The sequence below is a fragment of the Anaerocolumna aminovalerica genome (assembly GCF_900115365.1).
GTDB lineage: Bacteria > Bacillota > Clostridia > Lachnospirales > Lachnospiraceae > Anaerocolumna > Anaerocolumna aminovalerica.
Window position 1 is genome coordinate 104,922 of record NZ_FOWD01000005.1, and the last position, 19,066, is coordinate 123,987.

17 protein-coding genes are annotated in these 19,066 nt (G+C 34.7%); 2 read left to right on the plus strand and 15 right to left on the minus strand.

The features are described 5' to 3' along the window. Nucleotides 1–14 precede the first annotated feature (14 nt). Complete coding sequence (locus tag BM183_RS04525; RefSeq protein ID WP_091684758.1) at nucleotides 15–488, plus strand: DUF4358 domain-containing protein; 474 nt, start codon at nucleotides 15–17, stop codon at nucleotides 486–488. A 127-nt stretch (nucleotides 489–615) separates the two neighbouring features. Here BM183_RS04525 and BM183_RS04530 read toward each other — a convergent pair whose 3' ends face one another. The 11 genes from BM183_RS04530 to BM183_RS04580 form a co-directional block, all read right to left on the minus strand. Next, nucleotides 616–1,536: a DUF4179 domain-containing protein gene (locus tag BM183_RS04530; RefSeq protein WP_091684760.1), complete on the minus strand. Its 921-nt coding sequence runs from the start codon at nucleotides 1,534–1,536 to the stop codon at nucleotides 616–618. Between the two features lie 4 nt (nucleotides 1,537–1,540). Then, nucleotides 1,541–2,053, minus strand: coding sequence for an RNA polymerase sigma factor (locus tag BM183_RS04535; protein ID WP_091684762.1), 513 nt, complete (start codon nucleotides 2,051–2,053; stop codon nucleotides 1,541–1,543). Between the two features lie 256 nt (nucleotides 2,054–2,309). Then, the gene (locus BM183_RS04540) at nucleotides 2,310–3,293 is read right to left on the minus strand and encodes an ABC transporter substrate-binding protein (protein WP_091684765.1); all 984 of its coding nucleotides are present in this window, start codon (nucleotides 3,291–3,293) and stop codon (nucleotides 2,310–2,312) included. Nucleotides 3,294–3,364: 71 nt separating this feature from the next. Further along, nucleotides 3,365–4,369, minus strand: coding sequence for an ABC transporter permease (locus BM183_RS04545; protein WP_091684767.1), 1,005 nt, complete (start codon nucleotides 4,367–4,369; stop codon nucleotides 3,365–3,367). A gap of 22 nt (nucleotides 4,370–4,391) precedes the next feature. Further along, the gene (locus tag BM183_RS04550) at nucleotides 4,392–5,912 is read right to left on the minus strand and encodes a sugar ABC transporter ATP-binding protein (RefSeq protein WP_091684769.1); all 1,521 of its coding nucleotides are present in this window, start codon (nucleotides 5,910–5,912) and stop codon (nucleotides 4,392–4,394) included. Nucleotides 5,913–6,195: 283 nt separating this feature from the next. After that, nucleotides 6,196–7,647, minus strand: a complete 1,452-nt coding sequence (locus tag BM183_RS04555) for an ATP-binding cassette domain-containing protein (RefSeq protein ID WP_091684770.1) — start codon at nucleotides 7,645–7,647, stop codon at nucleotides 6,196–6,198. A 166-nt stretch (nucleotides 7,648–7,813) separates the two neighbouring features. Then, on the minus strand, nucleotides 7,814–8,821 hold the full coding sequence (locus BM183_RS04560; RefSeq protein WP_091684852.1) for a sensor histidine kinase: 1,008 nt from the start codon (nucleotides 8,819–8,821) through the stop codon (nucleotides 7,814–7,816). 19 nt (nucleotides 8,822–8,840) lie between these two features. Beyond that, nucleotides 8,841–10,448 (minus strand): response regulator transcription factor, encoded by a 1,608-nt coding sequence (locus BM183_RS04565; protein ID WP_091684772.1) that lies wholly within the window; start codon nucleotides 10,446–10,448, stop codon nucleotides 8,841–8,843. 311 nt (nucleotides 10,449–10,759) lie between these two features. Continuing rightward, entirely contained in the window at nucleotides 10,760–11,458 is a 699-nt protein-coding gene (locus BM183_RS04570) for a hypothetical protein (protein ID WP_091684774.1), read from the minus strand. Between the two features lie 397 nt (nucleotides 11,459–11,855). Then, the gene (locus BM183_RS04575; protein WP_091684775.1) at nucleotides 11,856–12,527 is read right to left on the minus strand and encodes a YjjG family noncanonical pyrimidine nucleotidase; all 672 of its coding nucleotides are present in this window, start codon (nucleotides 12,525–12,527) and stop codon (nucleotides 11,856–11,858) included. A gap of 3 nt (nucleotides 12,528–12,530) precedes the next feature. Then, complete coding sequence (locus BM183_RS04580; RefSeq protein ID WP_242960849.1) at nucleotides 12,531–13,178, minus strand: YczE/YyaS/YitT family protein; 648 nt, start codon at nucleotides 13,176–13,178, stop codon at nucleotides 12,531–12,533. Between the two features lie 156 nt (nucleotides 13,179–13,334). Here BM183_RS04580 and BM183_RS04585 point away from each other — a divergent pair, with 156 nt between their 5' ends. After that, complete coding sequence (locus tag BM183_RS04585) at nucleotides 13,335–13,958, plus strand: cyclic nucleotide-binding domain-containing protein (protein WP_091684856.1); 624 nt, start codon at nucleotides 13,335–13,337, stop codon at nucleotides 13,956–13,958. Nucleotides 13,959–14,158: 200 nt separating this feature from the next. Here BM183_RS04585 and BM183_RS04590 read toward each other — a convergent pair whose 3' ends face one another. From BM183_RS04590 to BM183_RS04605, 4 genes are all read right to left on the minus strand, one after another. Next, complete coding sequence (locus BM183_RS04590) at nucleotides 14,159–15,334, minus strand: iron-containing alcohol dehydrogenase (RefSeq protein WP_091684776.1); 1,176 nt, start codon at nucleotides 15,332–15,334, stop codon at nucleotides 14,159–14,161. Between the two features lie 385 nt (nucleotides 15,335–15,719). After that, nucleotides 15,720–16,658, minus strand: coding sequence for a LysR family transcriptional regulator (locus BM183_RS04595; RefSeq protein ID WP_091684778.1), 939 nt, complete (start codon nucleotides 16,656–16,658; stop codon nucleotides 15,720–15,722). Between the two features lie 42 nt (nucleotides 16,659–16,700). Further along, nucleotides 16,701–17,351, minus strand: a complete 651-nt coding sequence (locus tag BM183_RS04600) for a redox-sensing transcriptional repressor Rex (RefSeq protein WP_091684780.1) — start codon at nucleotides 17,349–17,351, stop codon at nucleotides 16,701–16,703. A gap of 153 nt (nucleotides 17,352–17,504) precedes the next feature. Continuing rightward, a complete protein-coding gene (locus BM183_RS04605) occupies nucleotides 17,505–19,019 on the minus strand; it encodes a serine hydrolase domain-containing protein (RefSeq protein WP_091684782.1) in 1,515 nt (504 codons plus the stop codon). Between the last annotated feature and the right edge of the window lie 47 nt (nucleotides 19,020–19,066).

Sequence of the window (19,066 nt, forward strand, 5' to 3'; positions counted from 1 at the left end):
AGGAGAAACGTAACATGAAATTAAACAGATTGAAGAAAAGAATAATGATAGGATTAATCGGAACAGCTGCGTTAATGGCATTTACCGGCTGTGGCAAAAAGGAAGCAAAAAGCATTGATGTAAAAACAACCGCAAACAGTTTACTTACAGAACTAAAATATGAGGATCAGTTGTCAGAAGTAAATTATGATCTTGTCTATGATATGGAGGACATTAATATAACTGAAAGTGTTGTTTATGTAAGCAGCGGTGCTACCGCAGAAGAAATTGCCGCTATAAAGTGCGAAACGAAAGAAGATGCTGAAAAGGTAGAAACAGCTTTAAAGGAACGTGTAAAAGAGCAAAAGGAATCTTTTGAAAATTATGTTCCAAAAGAACTTGATAAATTAGATAAAGCAGTTATTGTAAAAATCGGTAATACTGTAGTGCTAAGCGTATCCAACGAAGATGCAAAGGCGAAAGAAATAATTGAAAAGGCATCTAAATAAAAAAGAAGCTGTCAACATAAAGTTGGCAGCTTCCGTTTTATATAAATACTGTAATCAATTTTGTATTCACTGATTTTCATAACTCAGAATGATATAAAATATCAGCTATTTTGTATAACTATATTTCTTAATTATCCCCTTTCATACGGATGACAATATCCCCACCATCATCTGTAGAAACATCTACATCATCCGCTGAAATGCCCTCATTTTCAGCAGTATTTTCTTCCCTATTATCAATTTCCTCCGTAGGATTCCATTCCTTCTCTAACTGTTCCAGATATTCTTGGGCTTTTTTACTGTCTGCCTTAGCGGGATCCAATTCCATAGGGAATAAAACATTGGTTCCTTTATAATCTTCATTAACGGTAATCAGACCTGTTGTTTCATCATAATTAAAAGCTTCCGTACTGTAAAAGATTGTATCTGATACTGCCAGATATAGGTTTCTATCAGCAAATACTTCTACGTTGTCACATTCTATAATACGGTAATGTACGCCGTCAATAACATCTGCAACATAGCCACCATTCATACTTGCAATATTATATTGCCAAGGTTTAAGCCCCTGAATCAAAGGAGTAACAAATAAGCTTTCTTCAAAGTTCTCACTCATGTCAGTGCCATCAGCTTTTTCAATGGCTACTGCTACATAAGTTCTTTCAGGATGAAGTTCCCATGAGGAAGCAACTCTTTCACTTATGGATTTTCCTGATACGTGCCCAAGGTAGGTAACCTTATATTCTCCATCAGTTACAGTTTGAATTACTTCTTTACCATCCTTTTCAAAAGCCTCACTCAGTAAATTATCCCCTACCTCTACAGCTGCTTCTTTGGGAGATAAGTATTTATATGCTGCATAAATAGATGTTGGTAAAAGCAGTACACATAAAGCAATACTTGCTGCCATTAATATTTTTTTACTTTTCATTTTTATTTTGCCACTCTCCTTAATTTGATTTAATATCTTCTGATTCAGTTCTTCTGAAGGACATTCGGAAGGAGAAAGGGTAGCCTTTAAGATTTTATCTATATCATGATATTCCATAATCTTACACCTCCAGAAATTCTTTAATTAGTTTCCTTCCCTTATGAAGCCTGCTTTTTACAGTTCCTTTTGGTATATGTAATGCCTTCGCTATTTCCTCCACAGGCATTTCAGCGGTATAGTACATATAAAGAACTGTCTGCATTTTTTCAGGTAGTTGTTTAATTCCTTCACGTACTGCATTGATTGTTTCTTTTCTTATTATTTCAGATTCCGGTTCATTACTTAAGCCATATACGCCCTGCATAAGATTCTCATTAAGTTCTTCCATCTGAATAATATTATTTCTTATTGCATACTTTTTCTTTTGATTTTGCCATATCTTAACTGATATGCCCATTAGATAACTTTTGGGATTGCCACTGCTGTCAAGTCTGTGGCGTAACTCAACAGCTTTTAAGATGGTATCTTGATACAGGTCATCAGCTTCTATTCTGTTTCCTGTAAGGTTACAACAGAAACTATATACATGCTTTTCGCATTCAGTGATTAAGTTTATCAATTCATCTGCTGTCATTTCTGCTTTCTCCTTTCAGTAATATCAAACCTGTATTTTACCTTCTTACTATTTATTGTCATGAGAATGGAATTGGTTCATTTTAAATTAAAAAAGTTATATTATAATTACTTATGGATAATTACTTTTAAACTTTTTATATAATAGCATATATTCTTCCAATGGGCAAAAAAACAAAAACAGGCTAGCACCATTGCTAGCCTGTTACTATAACCTTTTTATAATGACTGTTTCTTCTATCTTCCATTTATTCAAGTTAATTCTTTGTAATAGCAGATACTCCTGTATCGATATTAGTTTCTCCTATATTTTCACCAGCTAATGCTTTTGCTGCAGTTTTCATACCCTCATAACCCATTACATCAGGATTTTGAGCCATAGTACAAAGGAGATGTCCACCGTCAATTAATTCAAGGATTGTATCTGATTTATCAAATCCTACCCCAATAATGGTTTCACCAGCTTCCTGTATTGCAATACCAATACCTACAGTAGAACCTTCATTTGCTCCGAATAAGCCAACACAGCCTGAAGTTATATAGTTAGCTGCTATATCCTTAGATTTAGCTGCATCACCTTCACCATATTGTGTCTCTAGTAATTCAAAGGAGGTTCCTTCAAATGCAGAACGAAAACCTTTTTCACGGGCTACACAGGATGCTGTTGCTGAATTCACATTAACAATACCAATTTTACCTTCTTTTATTCCTGCTGCCGTCAGGCCTTTGATCATTTCCTCACCTGCAGTTTTACCTGCCGCTTCATTATCAGTTGCTAATGTTTGAACAGCCGGATAATCAGCGGCTGAGTCAACATAGATAATTTTAACCCCTGCTGCTTCTGCTTCTTCCAGTGCAGAGGTAACGGCATCAGGACCATTTGCTGCAAGAAGAATAGCATCGGCTCCACCAGCTACAGCATTATTGATACACTCAATCTGCTTTGCATCATCTTTCACGTCAGGAGCTAACCATTCATAATCAATATTATCTAGTTCTTTCACTGCTTTTTTACATCCTGCATCCACATTAACCCAATGCTGGTCCATCTGGTCCATAGTTATTAAATATACCTTGTATCTTTCTGAATCAGCCGGTTTATTAGTATCAGTTGGTGTCTCAGTTTTACTTTCATTCTCATTGCCTTTTGTGCCTGAACCACTTGTAGCCTTATCTTTGGAACATGCTGCAACAAAAACCATACATAAGCAGATAATAATTGATAATACCCTTTTCTTCATTGTTTAAATCCTCCCTTTTATATTGGTTTTATTATTAAAGCTTTTTGCCTTAATCCCTAGTTAATATGTAACTAACTTGCTTTCCTTTTTCTATGTTTTCCGGTTCGTACAACAACATCTAAAAGCACGGATACCACTACTATTATCCCTATTGTAATATTTCTGATTGCAACAGGTGCACCGGCAAATTGCAGACCATTTTGTAGAACTCCCCATATGGAGGCTCCCACTACTGTTCCAAGAAGAAGTCCCTGTCCTCCAAGTGTACTGACTCCACCGATTACAGAAGCTGCTACCGCATACATTTCATAACTGTTACCCGCATCCATAGTTCCCATTCCGGTTGTTGCACAAGTCATAAGCCCTACCGTACATGCGCAGATGGCGCTGACCATATAAGCCTTAATTGTTGTAGAATGGACATTGACACCGGAAAGTCTGGCTGCATCAACATTACTTCCAATTGCATAAATATGCCGGCCTGTTCTTGTTTTACTTAATAAAAAATTAAATACGATCCACATTACAATTGTTATCCATATTGCATTGTATAGGCCTGCCGTTTTCCCGTAATAAAAGAAATTCCGAAATCCTTTTGCCTTTTCTCCAATAGAACCAGTATTATAATTATTATTGACAATTTGTGCAATACCTCTTGCAATAGTCATTGTACCAAGGGTTGCAATAAATGGAGGCAGCTTACATTTAGACACTAATTCACCATTTAGTAAACCTACCGTCAAACAGCAGATAAATGTAATAAATACAGCCGCCCAGGGATTTACTCCTTTTGTCATCATGGTTGCTGAAATCATACAGCTCATACCAACTACTGAGCCGATGGAAAGATCAATATTACCTGTTATTAAAACATAAGACTGTCCAATACCGATAATCAAAATAGGTGCAATTTGACGAAGCAGATTGGCTATATTCTTTCCTGAGAAAAAGATTGGATTAACGATGCTAAAAACAATGCACAGAATTATGAGCCCTATAGTAACCGTAATTACCTGTCCCATACCTCTTACCGATAATATTCTTTTTATTTTATTCTGTTTACCCATCTTAACCATTATAATTTCTCCTTCTATTTGACTATTTGTATTGCACGTCTTTGTCAATTTTTTTATCAAACCTGGTTGCATATTGTAAAATAATATCCTGAGTAGCTTCCTCTGTCTTTAATTCACCGGTAATCTTACCATCACACATAACAATAATCCGGTCACTTATTCCAATGACCTCAGGCAGCTCGGAAGAAACAAATAGCACCCCGATTCCCTGTTCTTTCAAATCATTCATCAGATTATATATCTCAACTTTTGCCGCCACATCGATTCCACGGGTAGGTTCATCAAATATTACTACTCTGGATTTTCTTCTAAGCCACTTTCCTACAACTACTTTCTGCTGATTTCCTCCAGACAGACTGCCTGCATTTACTTCAATATCTGGAAGCTTTATCTTTAAATCAGATACTGCTTTATTTGCCATCTCTCTTTCTATTTTACTATTTATAATTCCTGCTTTTTGACAAATAATATCCAGGTTGGGAAGTGCTATATTATCCCTGATACTAAGTTTTGTACATAATCCGTCCTTTTTCCTGTCCTCGGGAACCAATACAATACCTTGGCTGATGGCATCCATTGGTTTTTCTATTTTTACGGTTTTTCCATCCAGAATTATATCGCCACTTTCCTTTGCATCTATACCAAAGATGGCTCTTGTTGTCTCCGTTCTTCCTGCCCCCATAAGACCTGCTATACCAACAATTTCTCCTTCATATAAATCCAGATTAATATCTCTCACCATTGGACCGGCATTTAATTTTCTAACTTCAAGAATTTTCTTTCCTTTCTTGCATGTGATCCTTGGAAATTTCTCTTTAATATTGCGTCCTACCATAAAGGATATAATTTCAGGTAAAGAAGTCTCTTTGAAGTTCATACTATTGATATACTGCCCATCCCGTAATATTGTTACCCTGTCTACAATATGCTCCAATTCTTCCAGCCGGTGTGATATGTATACAATGCCGCAGCCTTCTTTCTTTAATTTCTTTATAATCAGAAACAAATCTTCAATTTCTTTAGCAGTTAAGGCTGAAGTTGGCTCATCCATAATTAAAATCTTGGAATTGGAAGATAATGCTTTTGCTATCTCCACCATTTGCTGCTTAGATACAGACAAGTCTCCTACAATCATTTCAGGTTCCATATCAATGTTTAAACTTTTCAGTATCTTTTTTGCTTCACTATTCATCTTACTTGAAGACAGCATTCCATGTCCGGTAATCTCCCGTCCCAGAAAAATATTCTGTGCTACCGTAAGATGAGAACATAGATTCAATTCCTGATGAATAATTGCAATTCCTAGTTCCCCGGCCTTCTTGGCATTCATACTATCTACAACCTGACCAAAGATCTTTATAATACCACTATCTTTGGTGTATACACCGCTTAATATTTTCATTAATGTTGATTTACCAGCACCATTTTCTCCTAATAATGCCAATACTTCACCTGACTTCAGGTCAAAAGATACATCATCCAATGCCAATACGCCGGGGAAGCTTTTCGATACATGTTCCAGCTCAACAATATATTCATCCATACATATTACCTAATCCTTCTCTGTTTTGTTTATCCGTTATATAAAAGTATATCACCCCTATTAATCAATAATAGGGGTGATTCTTTGGATTTAGGGGTATATTCTTTTGATATATTAAGAAGGTCAGTCAAAGGAGCTATTCCCACTTACTTTCAGGCAAGTTTATCCGCTTACGCTACGGCTCTGACCTTATTGCCACTACCTGGCATTTCAGCAGGACCTTGATTCCTGCTTGAACAAGCAAGTCCCCCCCTTGGAAAAGCGGGGGGCATCCCTGATGAGGTTACGCTATAACATGAATAGACTCAAACTCATCTTTTGGATATTCTTTTAACACAGCTCCTTGTTCAATTATCATAAGACGGTCCGCTACTGATAGTGTATCAGAAATGTTAACTGCTATAATAATTATAGTAATACCTTTTTTCTTTAACTCATAAATCAAATCTGAAATATGTTTCCTAAGATACATGTCAGCACCTGAAAATGGCTGAATGCAGAAAACAATATTAGGGTTATATAAATGAAGCCGGTAATAAACCAGATTATACAAAGATGCCGGTTCAAGATCCGAAAGATCATTCAAATAAATTTCTTCTCCCAGAATATTTTCATATTCTCTTATAATACTTTTTTTAATTTTTCGTTTCATGATCTTTTTTTCTATTTTCTTATCTATCAGAAAACAAAGATTATCTATATAATTCAAATTATAAAAAATCATTTTTTGTATGGAATCTTCGGAAATTACTGCTATCCCATTTTCCAAGGCTTTTCTGGCTGCATTTTCGGCATATACCTGATTATTATACAGAATCCGTCCGCATATTGGACTTAGTTCACCATTCATTAGGTCAAGCAAATCTGAATAAATTGTATTATTCGTGTCAAAAAGCACGACACACTCGCCCTTTTTAACGGAAAAGGACATCTTATTCAGATTACCGGTACAAATATTCTCAAACTCTAAAATTCCTTGGCCATTGTACCTGTCTATTTTCTGTTTATTATCAGTAAAGGAAATAGTATAGAACTTAATCAGATCATTTTTCATGTCCTGTTCATCCAATACCTTTATTATTGTACCATCCTTCATCAATGATACTCTGTGGCAAATTGTGAATATTTCTTCATGATGATTCCCAACAAATAAAAACGAATATCCTTTATCGGCATAAAAATTAACCAGTTGATATAATTTTGATAAATCCACTACACTTAAGATATTGGTTATATCACTGATAATTATCAGATTAGCCCCTGTAATGACCGCCTTGACCAGTTCAACACAGCACTGCTCAAAAGGATTAAGATCAGCTATCAGTTCATCCGGATCAATATAAATGCCAATTTCTTTTAAGTATTTATTAACCTGTCCCCTCAATACCTTATTATTAATAATATATTTTTTAAAACCTCTCCGCAGGACAAAAATGTTATCCGATACTGTTAAATCCTGTATCAGCTTACTTTTCTGATTAATAACATATACCCGGTTAATACTATTGGTACTGTGCTCATAATAGTTAACTAATTCATTATTAATGTAAATCCGCCCATAATCAATGGGACTATTTTGACAAAGCAATTCTATGAGCTCTGATTTTCCCTGCCGGTTGATAGGAATAAGCCCCATAATCTCACCTTTATATATTTGCATATTAAAGTTATCCAGATAAATAACCCCTGCATAGGACTTTGTCACATGTTCCATTCGGAGTATTTCTTTTCTCATAAAAACTCCCATCTGCGTGCTTTAGCACACATAAAAATAAGGATGTTGCAGGTGTGTTTTTTAACCTGCCAAACATGCCGCTTTAGCAGAGCAAACTATCAAATGTGAAACTTTAAAATTCTTAGTGGGTTTATTGTGCAGATTTAAAATTTATTTTCACTACAGATTATTCTTTCACTTTTGGCAGCGTAATAGTGACATCCGTACCAACGTGAATGGTGCTTGTAATATATATGCCATATTCATCACCAAATAATAGTTTAATACGGTTATTTACATTAACTATAGCTATACCACCTTGTTTTCCTTTTAATTGGGTCACATCCTCCAAATAAGTAGACCGGAGCTTTTTATTCAATAAATCCAGCTGCTCTTTTTCGATTCCAAGACCATCATCTGATATTACAATAATCAGGCGGTCCGTGGTTGACTGTATCTTTATCCTCAGATTACCTTTTCCTATCTTACGCTCAATTCCATGATAAATAGAATTCTCCACAATTGGCTGGAGAGTCAGCTTAGGTAATAAGAGCATTAGTACATCCTTTTCTTCCTCTTCGTATTCTACACTTACATTCAGCCTGTCCCCAAAGCGGTATTGTTGTATCATATAATAATTCTGTATATTGTAAAGCTCATCTTCCAGTGTAACCAAGTGATCAACATTCGATATAGTATATCGGAAAAAGGTGCCAAGGGCCTCTGTCATATTGGCTACTCCATCCATTCCTGCACATAAAGCTTCGCTTCGGATCCCTTCTAAAGTATTATATAAAAAGTGGGGATTTATTTGATTTTGCAGTGCTAAATACTCCGCTTGCTTCTTAGAAAGTTTAAATAGTTCCTTGGTATCAAGCATTACTTTAAACCGTTTTGTAGCATCATCCATCTGCTCACTTAAGGGACATCTAAGATCGAAGATTCCCTGCAATATAGACCCCTCCGAAAACAAACTAAGTGTTTTATTTGTCTCCTGATAAGGTTTATACACCCACTTATAGCTCAGGTAGAGAAGTACAATAAAAGCAGTACATCCCACCACCGTAAATAGGATGTACCTGTTTTCAATTAATGCAATAATCATGAACAAAGACAGCATTATTAATGTAAGTAATGTCATTAAACAAAATAATATGCCCACTCTAAAAGAAAGATACCTGCTTTTATGTTTCATTGTACTTTCTATCCCTTCATTAAGAGTATAACTTACGATACTCATTTGGTTTTAAATTCGTGTGTTTTACAAAGGTTTTTGTAAAATGTTTAACATCACTGTAACCTACATCCTCACAGATTACCATAACACTATAATTGGTATCCTTTAAAAGTTCTTTTGCTTTATTAATACGTACCTCAGATAGATATTCTAAAAATGTATAACCGGTTTCTTTCTTAAATAGGGAGCTGAAATATGTAGCATTAAAACCAACCTTCCCGCTGACTTCTTCCAAAGTTAAGGGTCTCTTATAGTTTTCCTGAATAAATTGTTTTGCATCCCGAATAGGCCTTGTATCGCTTTGTCTCTTATCTTCTATTATCTTATCCATGCTGTTAACAATAACTTCTGTAAGATATTGATATAATTTATAAACAGAACCAATGTCATTGGCATTCATGCTGAAATTCTCAAGGAAGTTATCTCCCCCTTCTACAGGAAACTTATTATAACGCATGGTAAATAAAAACAAATTGCAAATCTCCTTGGTCATTTGAAGCAGTTCATACCCGCTGATTCCTGGCCGGTTTCTTAAACCTTCCCTTATGTAATGGATCGCCCCAACAACTGCTTCTTTATCCAGCCTTTCCAAAGCAGCTTTCATATCTTTGTTAAAATCATGAAACAGTTTACTGTCAACAAGGTTACTTGATTCGGATATCTTGCCTTCTATTACCTTATTGGTACCAAGTACTAATCTTTGCTGATATGACCATACAGCTGCCTTGTATGAATTATCAATCATCTGAATCTCATTTTCCACCGTACCAAGTCCAATTGTTACCTCTAAGTTTTCAAATATTTCTCTCTGTAAAAGCAATTCATCCATTAACCTCTTACATTGGCGGCGGATACTTTTTTTGTTTTCAGGATTATAGTTTATGATACAATAGATTATATTATTTTCAAAATAATTCTCCATATCATAACAATATTCCTTTAAATTATTCTGAATTATTTTTAATATTTTTTCTTCGAGAAAGGTAACTGTAGTGGAATACGACCGCCCCACACCATCTAACTTTACGGTTATGATTTGAAATAAACCTTCCTTAAAACCGTATCCGTAATCATTATTAATAAAATCAATGGTTATGTTTTTTGTCCTATTATAAAATAACACCGAGTTAAACAGCCCGGTTCTTAATTTATAAATATTATTTCTTATACTTAACTCTGACTGTTCTTCTTTCGTCAACAGCTCCACCCGTTCCAGATATTGATTCTTTATCTTGGTTAAAGTGGCTAAAAGTTCATTCTTTTTAATTGGCTTAAGCAGGTAATCAATAACTCCATATTTAATTGCCCTCTGGGCATATTCAAATTGTTGATAACCGCTGATGATAACAAATTGAATATTCGGATTTATTTCTCTGGTTCTTGATATGAATTCCAATCCGTCATAGCCGGGCATTCTGATATCTGTGATTATAATATCCGGATTATTTAACTTCACTAACTCCAGTGCCTCAATACCGTTATGTGCAATGGCTTCAACTTTCATATCCAGGGAATCCCAGTCAATCAATTTGTATATTAATTGGCATATTTTATCTTCATCATCTGCTACGATTACTTTTAGCATCCTTAACTCCTTTCCAAGGTCCTTCCAGGTAATACCCCAAATACCTTGATTATTTCAGGCTGCCAGGTACGATATAATCTTCTATGTCACTTACTTCCTTACTGTATATATCTCCTAACACTTCTTCACATTAGGCATTTAATAGATGTCAATGTTTTTAATTTTTATCTTATTTCTCCTTATTCACTTTCCTGTTTTCTTTTTTTATTTCCTTCCGTATTTTAGTACTTTTACACGGTTTCATTATATACATGTGATAATTTTTTGTCAAGAATCTATCAATTTTAGTAATTGTGCATAAATATTTTTATCTAATTAGCATTAGGCCAATCTGTAGACACAGCAATTAGTTTTCCATCCTTCATAAAAGCCATAAGTCCCATGCAACGTCCTGTAAAGTTATCCATATGATCTTCATTTTCATCATATAAGACAGCGCTATAATAATAAAGGTAATCAAAGTCAAGCATCGATAAAGGACCTATTTCAAAACTCAATAAGTAGCTGTTTATTTTTTTGTCCGTACCGATGTCTACTTTATTATATCTATTAAATGGAATATCAAGATTGTTAATTTCACTTTTATCCATACCAACTTTAAGACCACAGTCAAATTCATATTTATTATTAATTAATATTACAGAATATAGACTTCCGTCCTCTGTTGTAATGTAAATGATTCCATCCCCTTTATAGAAAGTTAAGTATCCGTCCATTCTTTCTTCTGAGTAAGTAATATCTAGCTTTTCTGAACATTTTTCCTTTATATTATCTATTGTTGTTGTGTAAAATGGTACATCTTTCAATAATGGATGACTTATTACAAAAATATCTTCTTTATCCATTCGATTTTCACCTTTATCTATCGGCTTTTCTTCTTTAATATCAAAGCTTTGTGAAATTGTTATATTATCAGTCTTGGTTTGTGCTGTTTCTTTCCCACAACCGGTTCCGGATATTACCATGATGAATATTATTAAATGCATAATAATCATTTTCTTATTTCTCATAATTTCACTCCAATCGTTATTGGTTTATATGTTATATATAGTTTAGTATTTGTTATAATCCTTTGCAACTAAAATTTTACAGTGTTATTCAAAAGTAGAATATATTTACTTTTATAAGATTATTTTTTGGGGAGATTTTTATAAGATATTTGAAAAGATCTTTAAAAAAGGACGTGTCGCAAATAGATTTTAAGTTTGAAGTGGATATTGCAAATGAATAAGGTTACTAGATATAAGTTCAGACTAATATTACAATTCTTATCCGGTATGAAACATTCATTTTTAAAGTGCGGCACGTCTTTTCGTATTATAGATGTTTAAGATTTCAACTAACAAAGATTATTTTTTTATAGATATTCAGCAAAATAAATCCGTCTCTATACTAAAGTGTTAGTAACTAAATATGAAGCAGTTCCGATATATCCCTTATGGTATAAGTGGCACTTGAGAGAACCGGATTCTCTGAACGGCTAAAAAGACAGGAATCAATGCCCGCATTTACAGCCCCCTGAATATCAGAGGATATGCTGTCCCCCACCATGATTGTCTTTTCTTTTTCAAAGCCTTGGATATTGTTAAAGCAATACTCAAAAAAAGGAAGAGCTGGTTTTTCATATCCCACTTTTTCCGATATGAACATCCCATCGAAAAGATCATAGATACCGACATTTTTAAGCCTTTGTATCTGGGTATCATATACGCCGTTGGATGCTGAATATAATTTTTTCTCTTGCTTCTTTAACTCCAGTAGTGTTTCTTTTGCATTTAGAACCAAGTCGGAGCTTTCTCCAAGATGTTTTCGGAAACGGGATTCCGCCTCTATACCACTGGCCTCTATATGATAGAGACGGAAGAATTCACTGTAACGAGTATTCAATAACTCTTCTTTTTCTATCTTCCCTTGTTCTAATAAGTTCCAGAGATTCCGGTTTATTCTTTTATATTGCTCCAGCATTTCGTTGTTATATTCTATCTCATAGGATTCAATAACCTTTTTAAATCCCCGTTTCTCTGCCGCATCAAAATCCAAAAGTGTATTGTCTATATCCAATAAAAAAATCCGGTACATATATTATTCCTCCATTGTCAAATGTTTTTTGAAAAATTCGTAACAAATTCCAAGTAATGTTGATAAAAGAAAAATACTAATAACAGTCCCTTCCCTGATCTGTAAAGGGGTATGTGCCAATAGGGTAATGATTAGAGTAGCAACTAAGAATATTATATCAAAACTCATCCTTACAGCGGTAAATTTCTTTTTAAACACTTCACTGATGGTCAGGCAAAGGCTTTCTAACGGAAATTTTATAATTCCAATTGCTAGAACAGCCCCTAAGCTGATGGAAGCGATACCTAGTCCGATTATATAAAGCACAACCCTATAAAAATAATTTTCTATATTAAAAATAGAAAGTACGTTATAGAGAAAAAAATTGATGACAACTCCGTTTGTAATGGTTGCGATTACTTGTATTGCATCCTTATAGTTTAACCGGGAACGCCGCAAAAGTAAATAGGCTGCAAAGAAAAGTGAGTTAATCACATTGAGTATAGTGCCAACTTTCAGCTGGATGGTGTCAGATAATGTGACTGCTAATGCATTTATGACGCTTTGTCCGATGGCTGCCTTAAGTTGCAGAGAAATTCCAAAACCAAAAAACAAAAAGGATAAAATGGAATAGAACATATATTTCTTATATTTATTATTATTCTTTATCATTGTTTTCACCTCGGTAATATGATATCATAAAAATTCGAAAACCAACTATGAGAATTATCATATTGAGGAATAAATGTTGAAAGAAAATTAATTATAAAAGGAGTGCCACAATGTAATTCTTTTAACTTAATTTTGTGGCCGGGCAGTGGTGTAAAAATGATGAAAAACCATATATGCGAAATACCTGAAAGCTTGATGGTTCTGGGAGCCGAGAGGCGTTTTATTAAGGGGAAGAATATTTTTAAGACCAGTGAAAAAATCTCTCATTGCTATCTAATCCTTTCCGGAATGGTAAAAATCTATATTGATCATGAAAATGGCCGACGGTCAATCCTTGATTTTGTGGGGAAATCTGATTGGCTTGGAGAGCTTTCTTTATTCTGTAATGAAAACTTTATCAAAGAAAATAAAGTTGTAGAGGATGCAGTCTGCCTGGAGTTTGATTTAGAAGAGTTAAAGAATATCTGTAAAAAAGATGCAGAAGCCTCTTTTTACTTTGCTTCCTATATCTCTAATAAACTGATGGTTAGAAGTTATCGAATGAGTGAATATATGAATTATTCACTTGAAAGAAGGCTTGCCTCCTTCATACTAAACTACCAGCAGGATGGAAGGTACTATATATCCCATACGGATGTATCCGAATATATGAATACCAGCTATCGTCATATATTATTTGTTATAAAAAAATTCTGTGATGATGGAATCCTGAAAAAAGATGATGGATATAGCATCACGGATTTCAAAAGGTTAGAAGAAATTTCTACTAGCGCCGTATAAGCTTAGTGATGGCGCAGGCCTTGATGCAATTAGGACTTTAAAAAGCCCTTTAGCTGATTATGTTTAAAATCTATATTATCCTCTTTTTAAGAATAAAAAATAAGAAGCTTTTGCTTGATAGCTGATTGTTCAACTATTTTGCAAAAGCTTCTTATTTTTATCTATAACATGTCAGTATTGTGAGATATTACAGAAGTTATTTAGAAATCTACTTCCGTATCGTAATAGCAGGTATATAATAATTTTTCCATTACCTCAGGGGTGATTGCTCTTGGATTAGAACCGGTACATGCATCACCTACAGCCAGCTCTGCTACCTTAGGAAGTTTTTCAAGGAATTCTTTCTCATCAATGATTCCCCCTTCGTAATCCTTTATACAAGAAGGAATATCTAATTCTTTATTCATTCCATTGATGTGTTTAATTAATGCATCTGCACTAGGTTCCAATCCCAGGAAAGATGCTATCTGGCCATAACGTTTTGCTGCAGTTTCATCTTTGGAATTATATTTAATAACCTTCGGAAGATACATAGCATTGGCACAGCCATGTACAATATGTCCGCCACTGTAAGCAGCACCGGTTTTATGTGCCATAGAATGTACAATACCAAGTAGTGCATTAGAGAATGCCATACCTGCAAGACATTGTGCATTATGCATTTTAGCACGGGCTTCCATATCGCCGTTATAAGATTTTACCAAATATTCGCTTACCATTTTAATGGCATGAAGTGCCAATGGATCGGTATAATCACTGTTTAATGTAGAAACATATGCTTCAATAGCATGTGTCATTGCATCCATTCCGGTATGTGCTGTAAGTTTCTTAGGCATTGTTTCCGCCAAATCCGGATCTACAATTGCAACATCCGGTGTTATATTAAAATCAGCCAGAGGATATTTGATACCCTTTGCATAATCTGTTATTACAGAAAATGCCGTAACTTCGGTTGCTGTACCGGAAGTAGAAGGAATAGCACAAAATTTTGCCTTTGTACGAAGTGTTGGGAAATTAAATGGTATGCAAAGATCTTCAAAGGTTGTCTCAGGATATTCATAGAAAGCCCACATTGCCTTTGCAGCATCAATAGGTGAACCGCCGCCAATTGATACAATCCAATCCGGTTGGAATTCACGCATTGCTTCTGCACCCTTCATAACTGTTTCAACGGAAGGATCCGGTTCTACCCCCTCAAACAACTTAACTTCCATTCCTGCTTCTTTCAGATATTCAACAACTTTATCTAAAAAGCCGAAACGTTTCATACTTCCGCCACCAACAACAACGATTGCTTTTGTTCCGGTTAAAGTCTTTAAAGCTTCGATAGATCCTTTACCATGATAGACATCTCTGGGTATTGTAAATCTTAACATACTATTTTCCTCCTTAATTATACCATGTTTACACGCTGTTTCCTTTATTGTTACAGTATGCAGTTATATGTAATTGCTTTGTTTATATTTTAACAATCTTTTTCTTAAATGTAAAATGCAAAATTGATTTATCGATATTCCATTATCGATATATTAATTGTTAGTATATTATTTTAGATTTTTAGATATTATTCGTTAAAATATATGAAGGTTTTGATTGTATATATTCATAATTGTTGAAATTAGATTGATAAAAATTTGTCACAGAATACAATCCATGCCCACAATGGAATATTCATATTCCATTATGGGCATGGCAGAAAAAAATTATAGTAAGCAATAAACTGTATCATAATTTACTGTCTGTTATAACTGTTTTCTGATTTTATCTATATTCTTTAAAGGCCACCTCATTTTTTGCTTCTGATAATTTATCTATAAATTTATATTCAAGTGCAGAAAGTTTATAGTCCTTAGAATATATAAACACATCTTTGTATCTGTGACCGGAGGCTTTGCATCTTCGCTGCATAAGATTGTATTTGGTTAACCATTTCTCCGATATGGGAGAGCCCCACATATAGGTTGTAGGAATGGTGCTTAGAATATCATACTGACTGGACCAGTTATAGATATAAATATGTTTTGAAGTTTTTCCATTATTATTTATCCGGCTGTTATTACTTTGCATCAGATAGGGAATAATCGTCTCCCCATAAGATATCTCAGTAAATTCTCTAAGTTCTTCATAGTCTATTTTATCACACTGGGCTAAGGGATGATTTGTTGACATAAGTGCAAGATGTTCAAATTCCCACAGTATTTCATACTGTAACTGTTTTTCCATTAAGTAATCAAAAAAATAATTTTCATATTCGATTTGATAGCGGATAATTCCCAGACGGAAAGATCCATCGGTAATATTGTTAATTACCTGAAATGAATTGGTCTCCTGAACATTTACGTTTATTCCCCTGCTTTCGTCCAGGTCTGCTATAAACTTTACAATAGCGTCTGTAATATAGCAAGCCCTTGGTATGGATATACTGAAATTTTGGATATTGCTATTAGCAGTTTCAGAAAGTGCTTCCATCTTTTCTATCTGTTGAAGTATGTTCCTGGCATATATTAAAAATTCCTGCCCTTTTTGGGTTGGACTTACTCCTCTGGAAGTTCGTTCAAAGATAGCATACCCAAGAGAATCTTCTAATTCTTTAATGATTTTACTTAGAGTTGGCTGCCCCATAAAAAGATTTTCTGCAGCCTGGGATATGGAGCAGGTTCTTTCTACTTCTATTACGTATTTTAAATGTTTTGTATTCATTTGGTTTCCTACTTTCCAGCTAACAGTATGTGCTCAAGAAAACTATATTTTATCAATTGTTTTCTTAAGATGCTTGGATAATACTGCAAGTGACGCCGCTAGATTTTCATTTTGTACAAGAATATGATCCGGTACGGATAGATGAACCGGGGCAAAATTCCAAATAGCAAGCACTCCTCCGGCTACCAACTGGTCACATACAATTTGGGCCTGAGCTGCCGGAACGGTAATAATACCGATATGCACCTTCATACGGCGGCACAAATCGCTGACTTTCTCTGCGGGAAGAACCTTGGTACCATTGATTTCCATACCAATATAAGCAGCATTATTATCAAAAGCGGCCACTATTTTTATTCCATAGGTTTTCAGCTCCTCATATGCCAGCAAGGCATGGGCCAGTGAACCTGCACCAACCAGAACAGCTTCCTCTGTATTATCATATCCAAGAAGTTTCTCCATATTCGTAATCAATTCAGAGACAGAAAACCCGGCTTTTGGCTTTCCCTTCGATAAACTGACTGACGCAAAATCCTTACGTACCTGGACCTCATTGAGATAAAGTAGTTCTGCAATTTTGGGTGCTGAAACGGTTTCTACATTATTTTTTTGCAGTATTTTAAGTTGTTGCAAATAATATGGTACCCTTCGCAGTGCCTGTATGGTCACCCCGTATTTTCTATCATCATCCACCGTGAAACACCTCTTTTCATCAGTATCCGTTTATTAATATTGTAATGCCGGTATATGCCACTGTCAATGGAGTTTCCCTAGGTTTTATGCTCAGTAATGAAGTACAGATAAAGTATTGAATATAGCTTTGAGTTAAGCACAACATTTATAAACCTATTTGCCGGGGATTGAAATGTTCCTGGTTCTTATTGCTCCTATCCTTCTAATCTTCATAGCTATAGACAAAATACAGTTAATAATCGTAAGGACTTCCCATACAAATATTGCATTAGACATCCATACCCTGATTAAATAATAATTATAGTTGATTAAATAAGGCCAGATTATTATAAATACCAATAAAATTATTCTTAATACAAGTCCAATGGCGATTCCGATTATATTCCTGGGATTAGTATCTTCATTTTTAATCACCTTCCTTTTCCCTTTAATAAAAACCCTTCTACCAAAGCCCACCATCGCTATTATAGATAAGAGGGAGAATATAATATCCAGTAATATATAAGAATCATCATAACTAAATTTAATCATCTGTATATTATTTAGATTTCTATATGTATTGTTGGCAATTTGAGAAGGTGCACTGGAATCTAAATTTGCCAGAACAAATACAGCTTCCTGTTTTTCTAAATCTATAATAGCCTGAGAAGAATAATTGGGATTACTTCCGCCATGTTTAATAACTTTATTCTCTATATCATTACTCCATCCATAAGAATAATACTTATCTTCGTTTATATAACCGGCAATTTCTCTGTCTACATGGTGGGATTTGTTTATAGCACTTCTAAGATTATCCGGTATGTTACCAAGTCCCAATTGAGCATTCATCCAAAGCCCTAAATCCTTAATATTAGTAACCAGATATCCTGCTGCAATATTACCATAATATCTGGGAGCTTTATATTCTAAGCTTTTTCCAAAGAATAATTTATAACCTTTGGTAAGTTTATCAGATACCTCTTCCTGACCGGTAGAGAAATAACTCTCTGTCATTCCTAAGGGAAGCAGTATATTATCTGTTACAAAATCCTGATATTTTTGTCCCGTAACCTCTTCAATAATAAGAGCTAATATATCATAATTAATAGTTGCATAACTATGTTTTGTACCGGGATATGTATCCAATGTAATTGCTGATATATTCCGTATGGTTTTTTCAAGCATATCATCTGAAGTTCCTTCCGGAATCAGCTGAACACTCCATGAGGGAATACCGCTGGTATGTGCCAGCAACTGGTCAATGGTTATATCTGCCTGTTCACCGTTATAAGCAGGCGCGAACCAGGGTAAATAATCCGATACAGGGTCTGAACCTGTTATATATCCCTCATCTTCCAATAAAATGATAGCCAAAGCCGTAAACGCCTTTGTTGTTGAGCCCAATTCAAACAAAGATTCTTCAGTAACTTTCTTTTGATTTTTCACATCCCCATATCCGTAGTATTTATAATCAATCTTACCACCCTTTGATATTACCATGGCTACCCCTGGAGTAGCTGATTTATCCATTATAGTTTCCACCATATTATCAACATCATTATAATTTCCTGCCGAAAAAAAAGTAGCGAGTTCATTCCTCCAAATAATTAAGGAAACTATTACTAGAAATAAGATAACCACTGCTGTTGTTCCTGTTTTCTTTGCTGTTTTCTTTGCTGTTTTCATACCTATACTCCTCTCCTATGATTCTTCTTGGTATTTACCAAATAAAA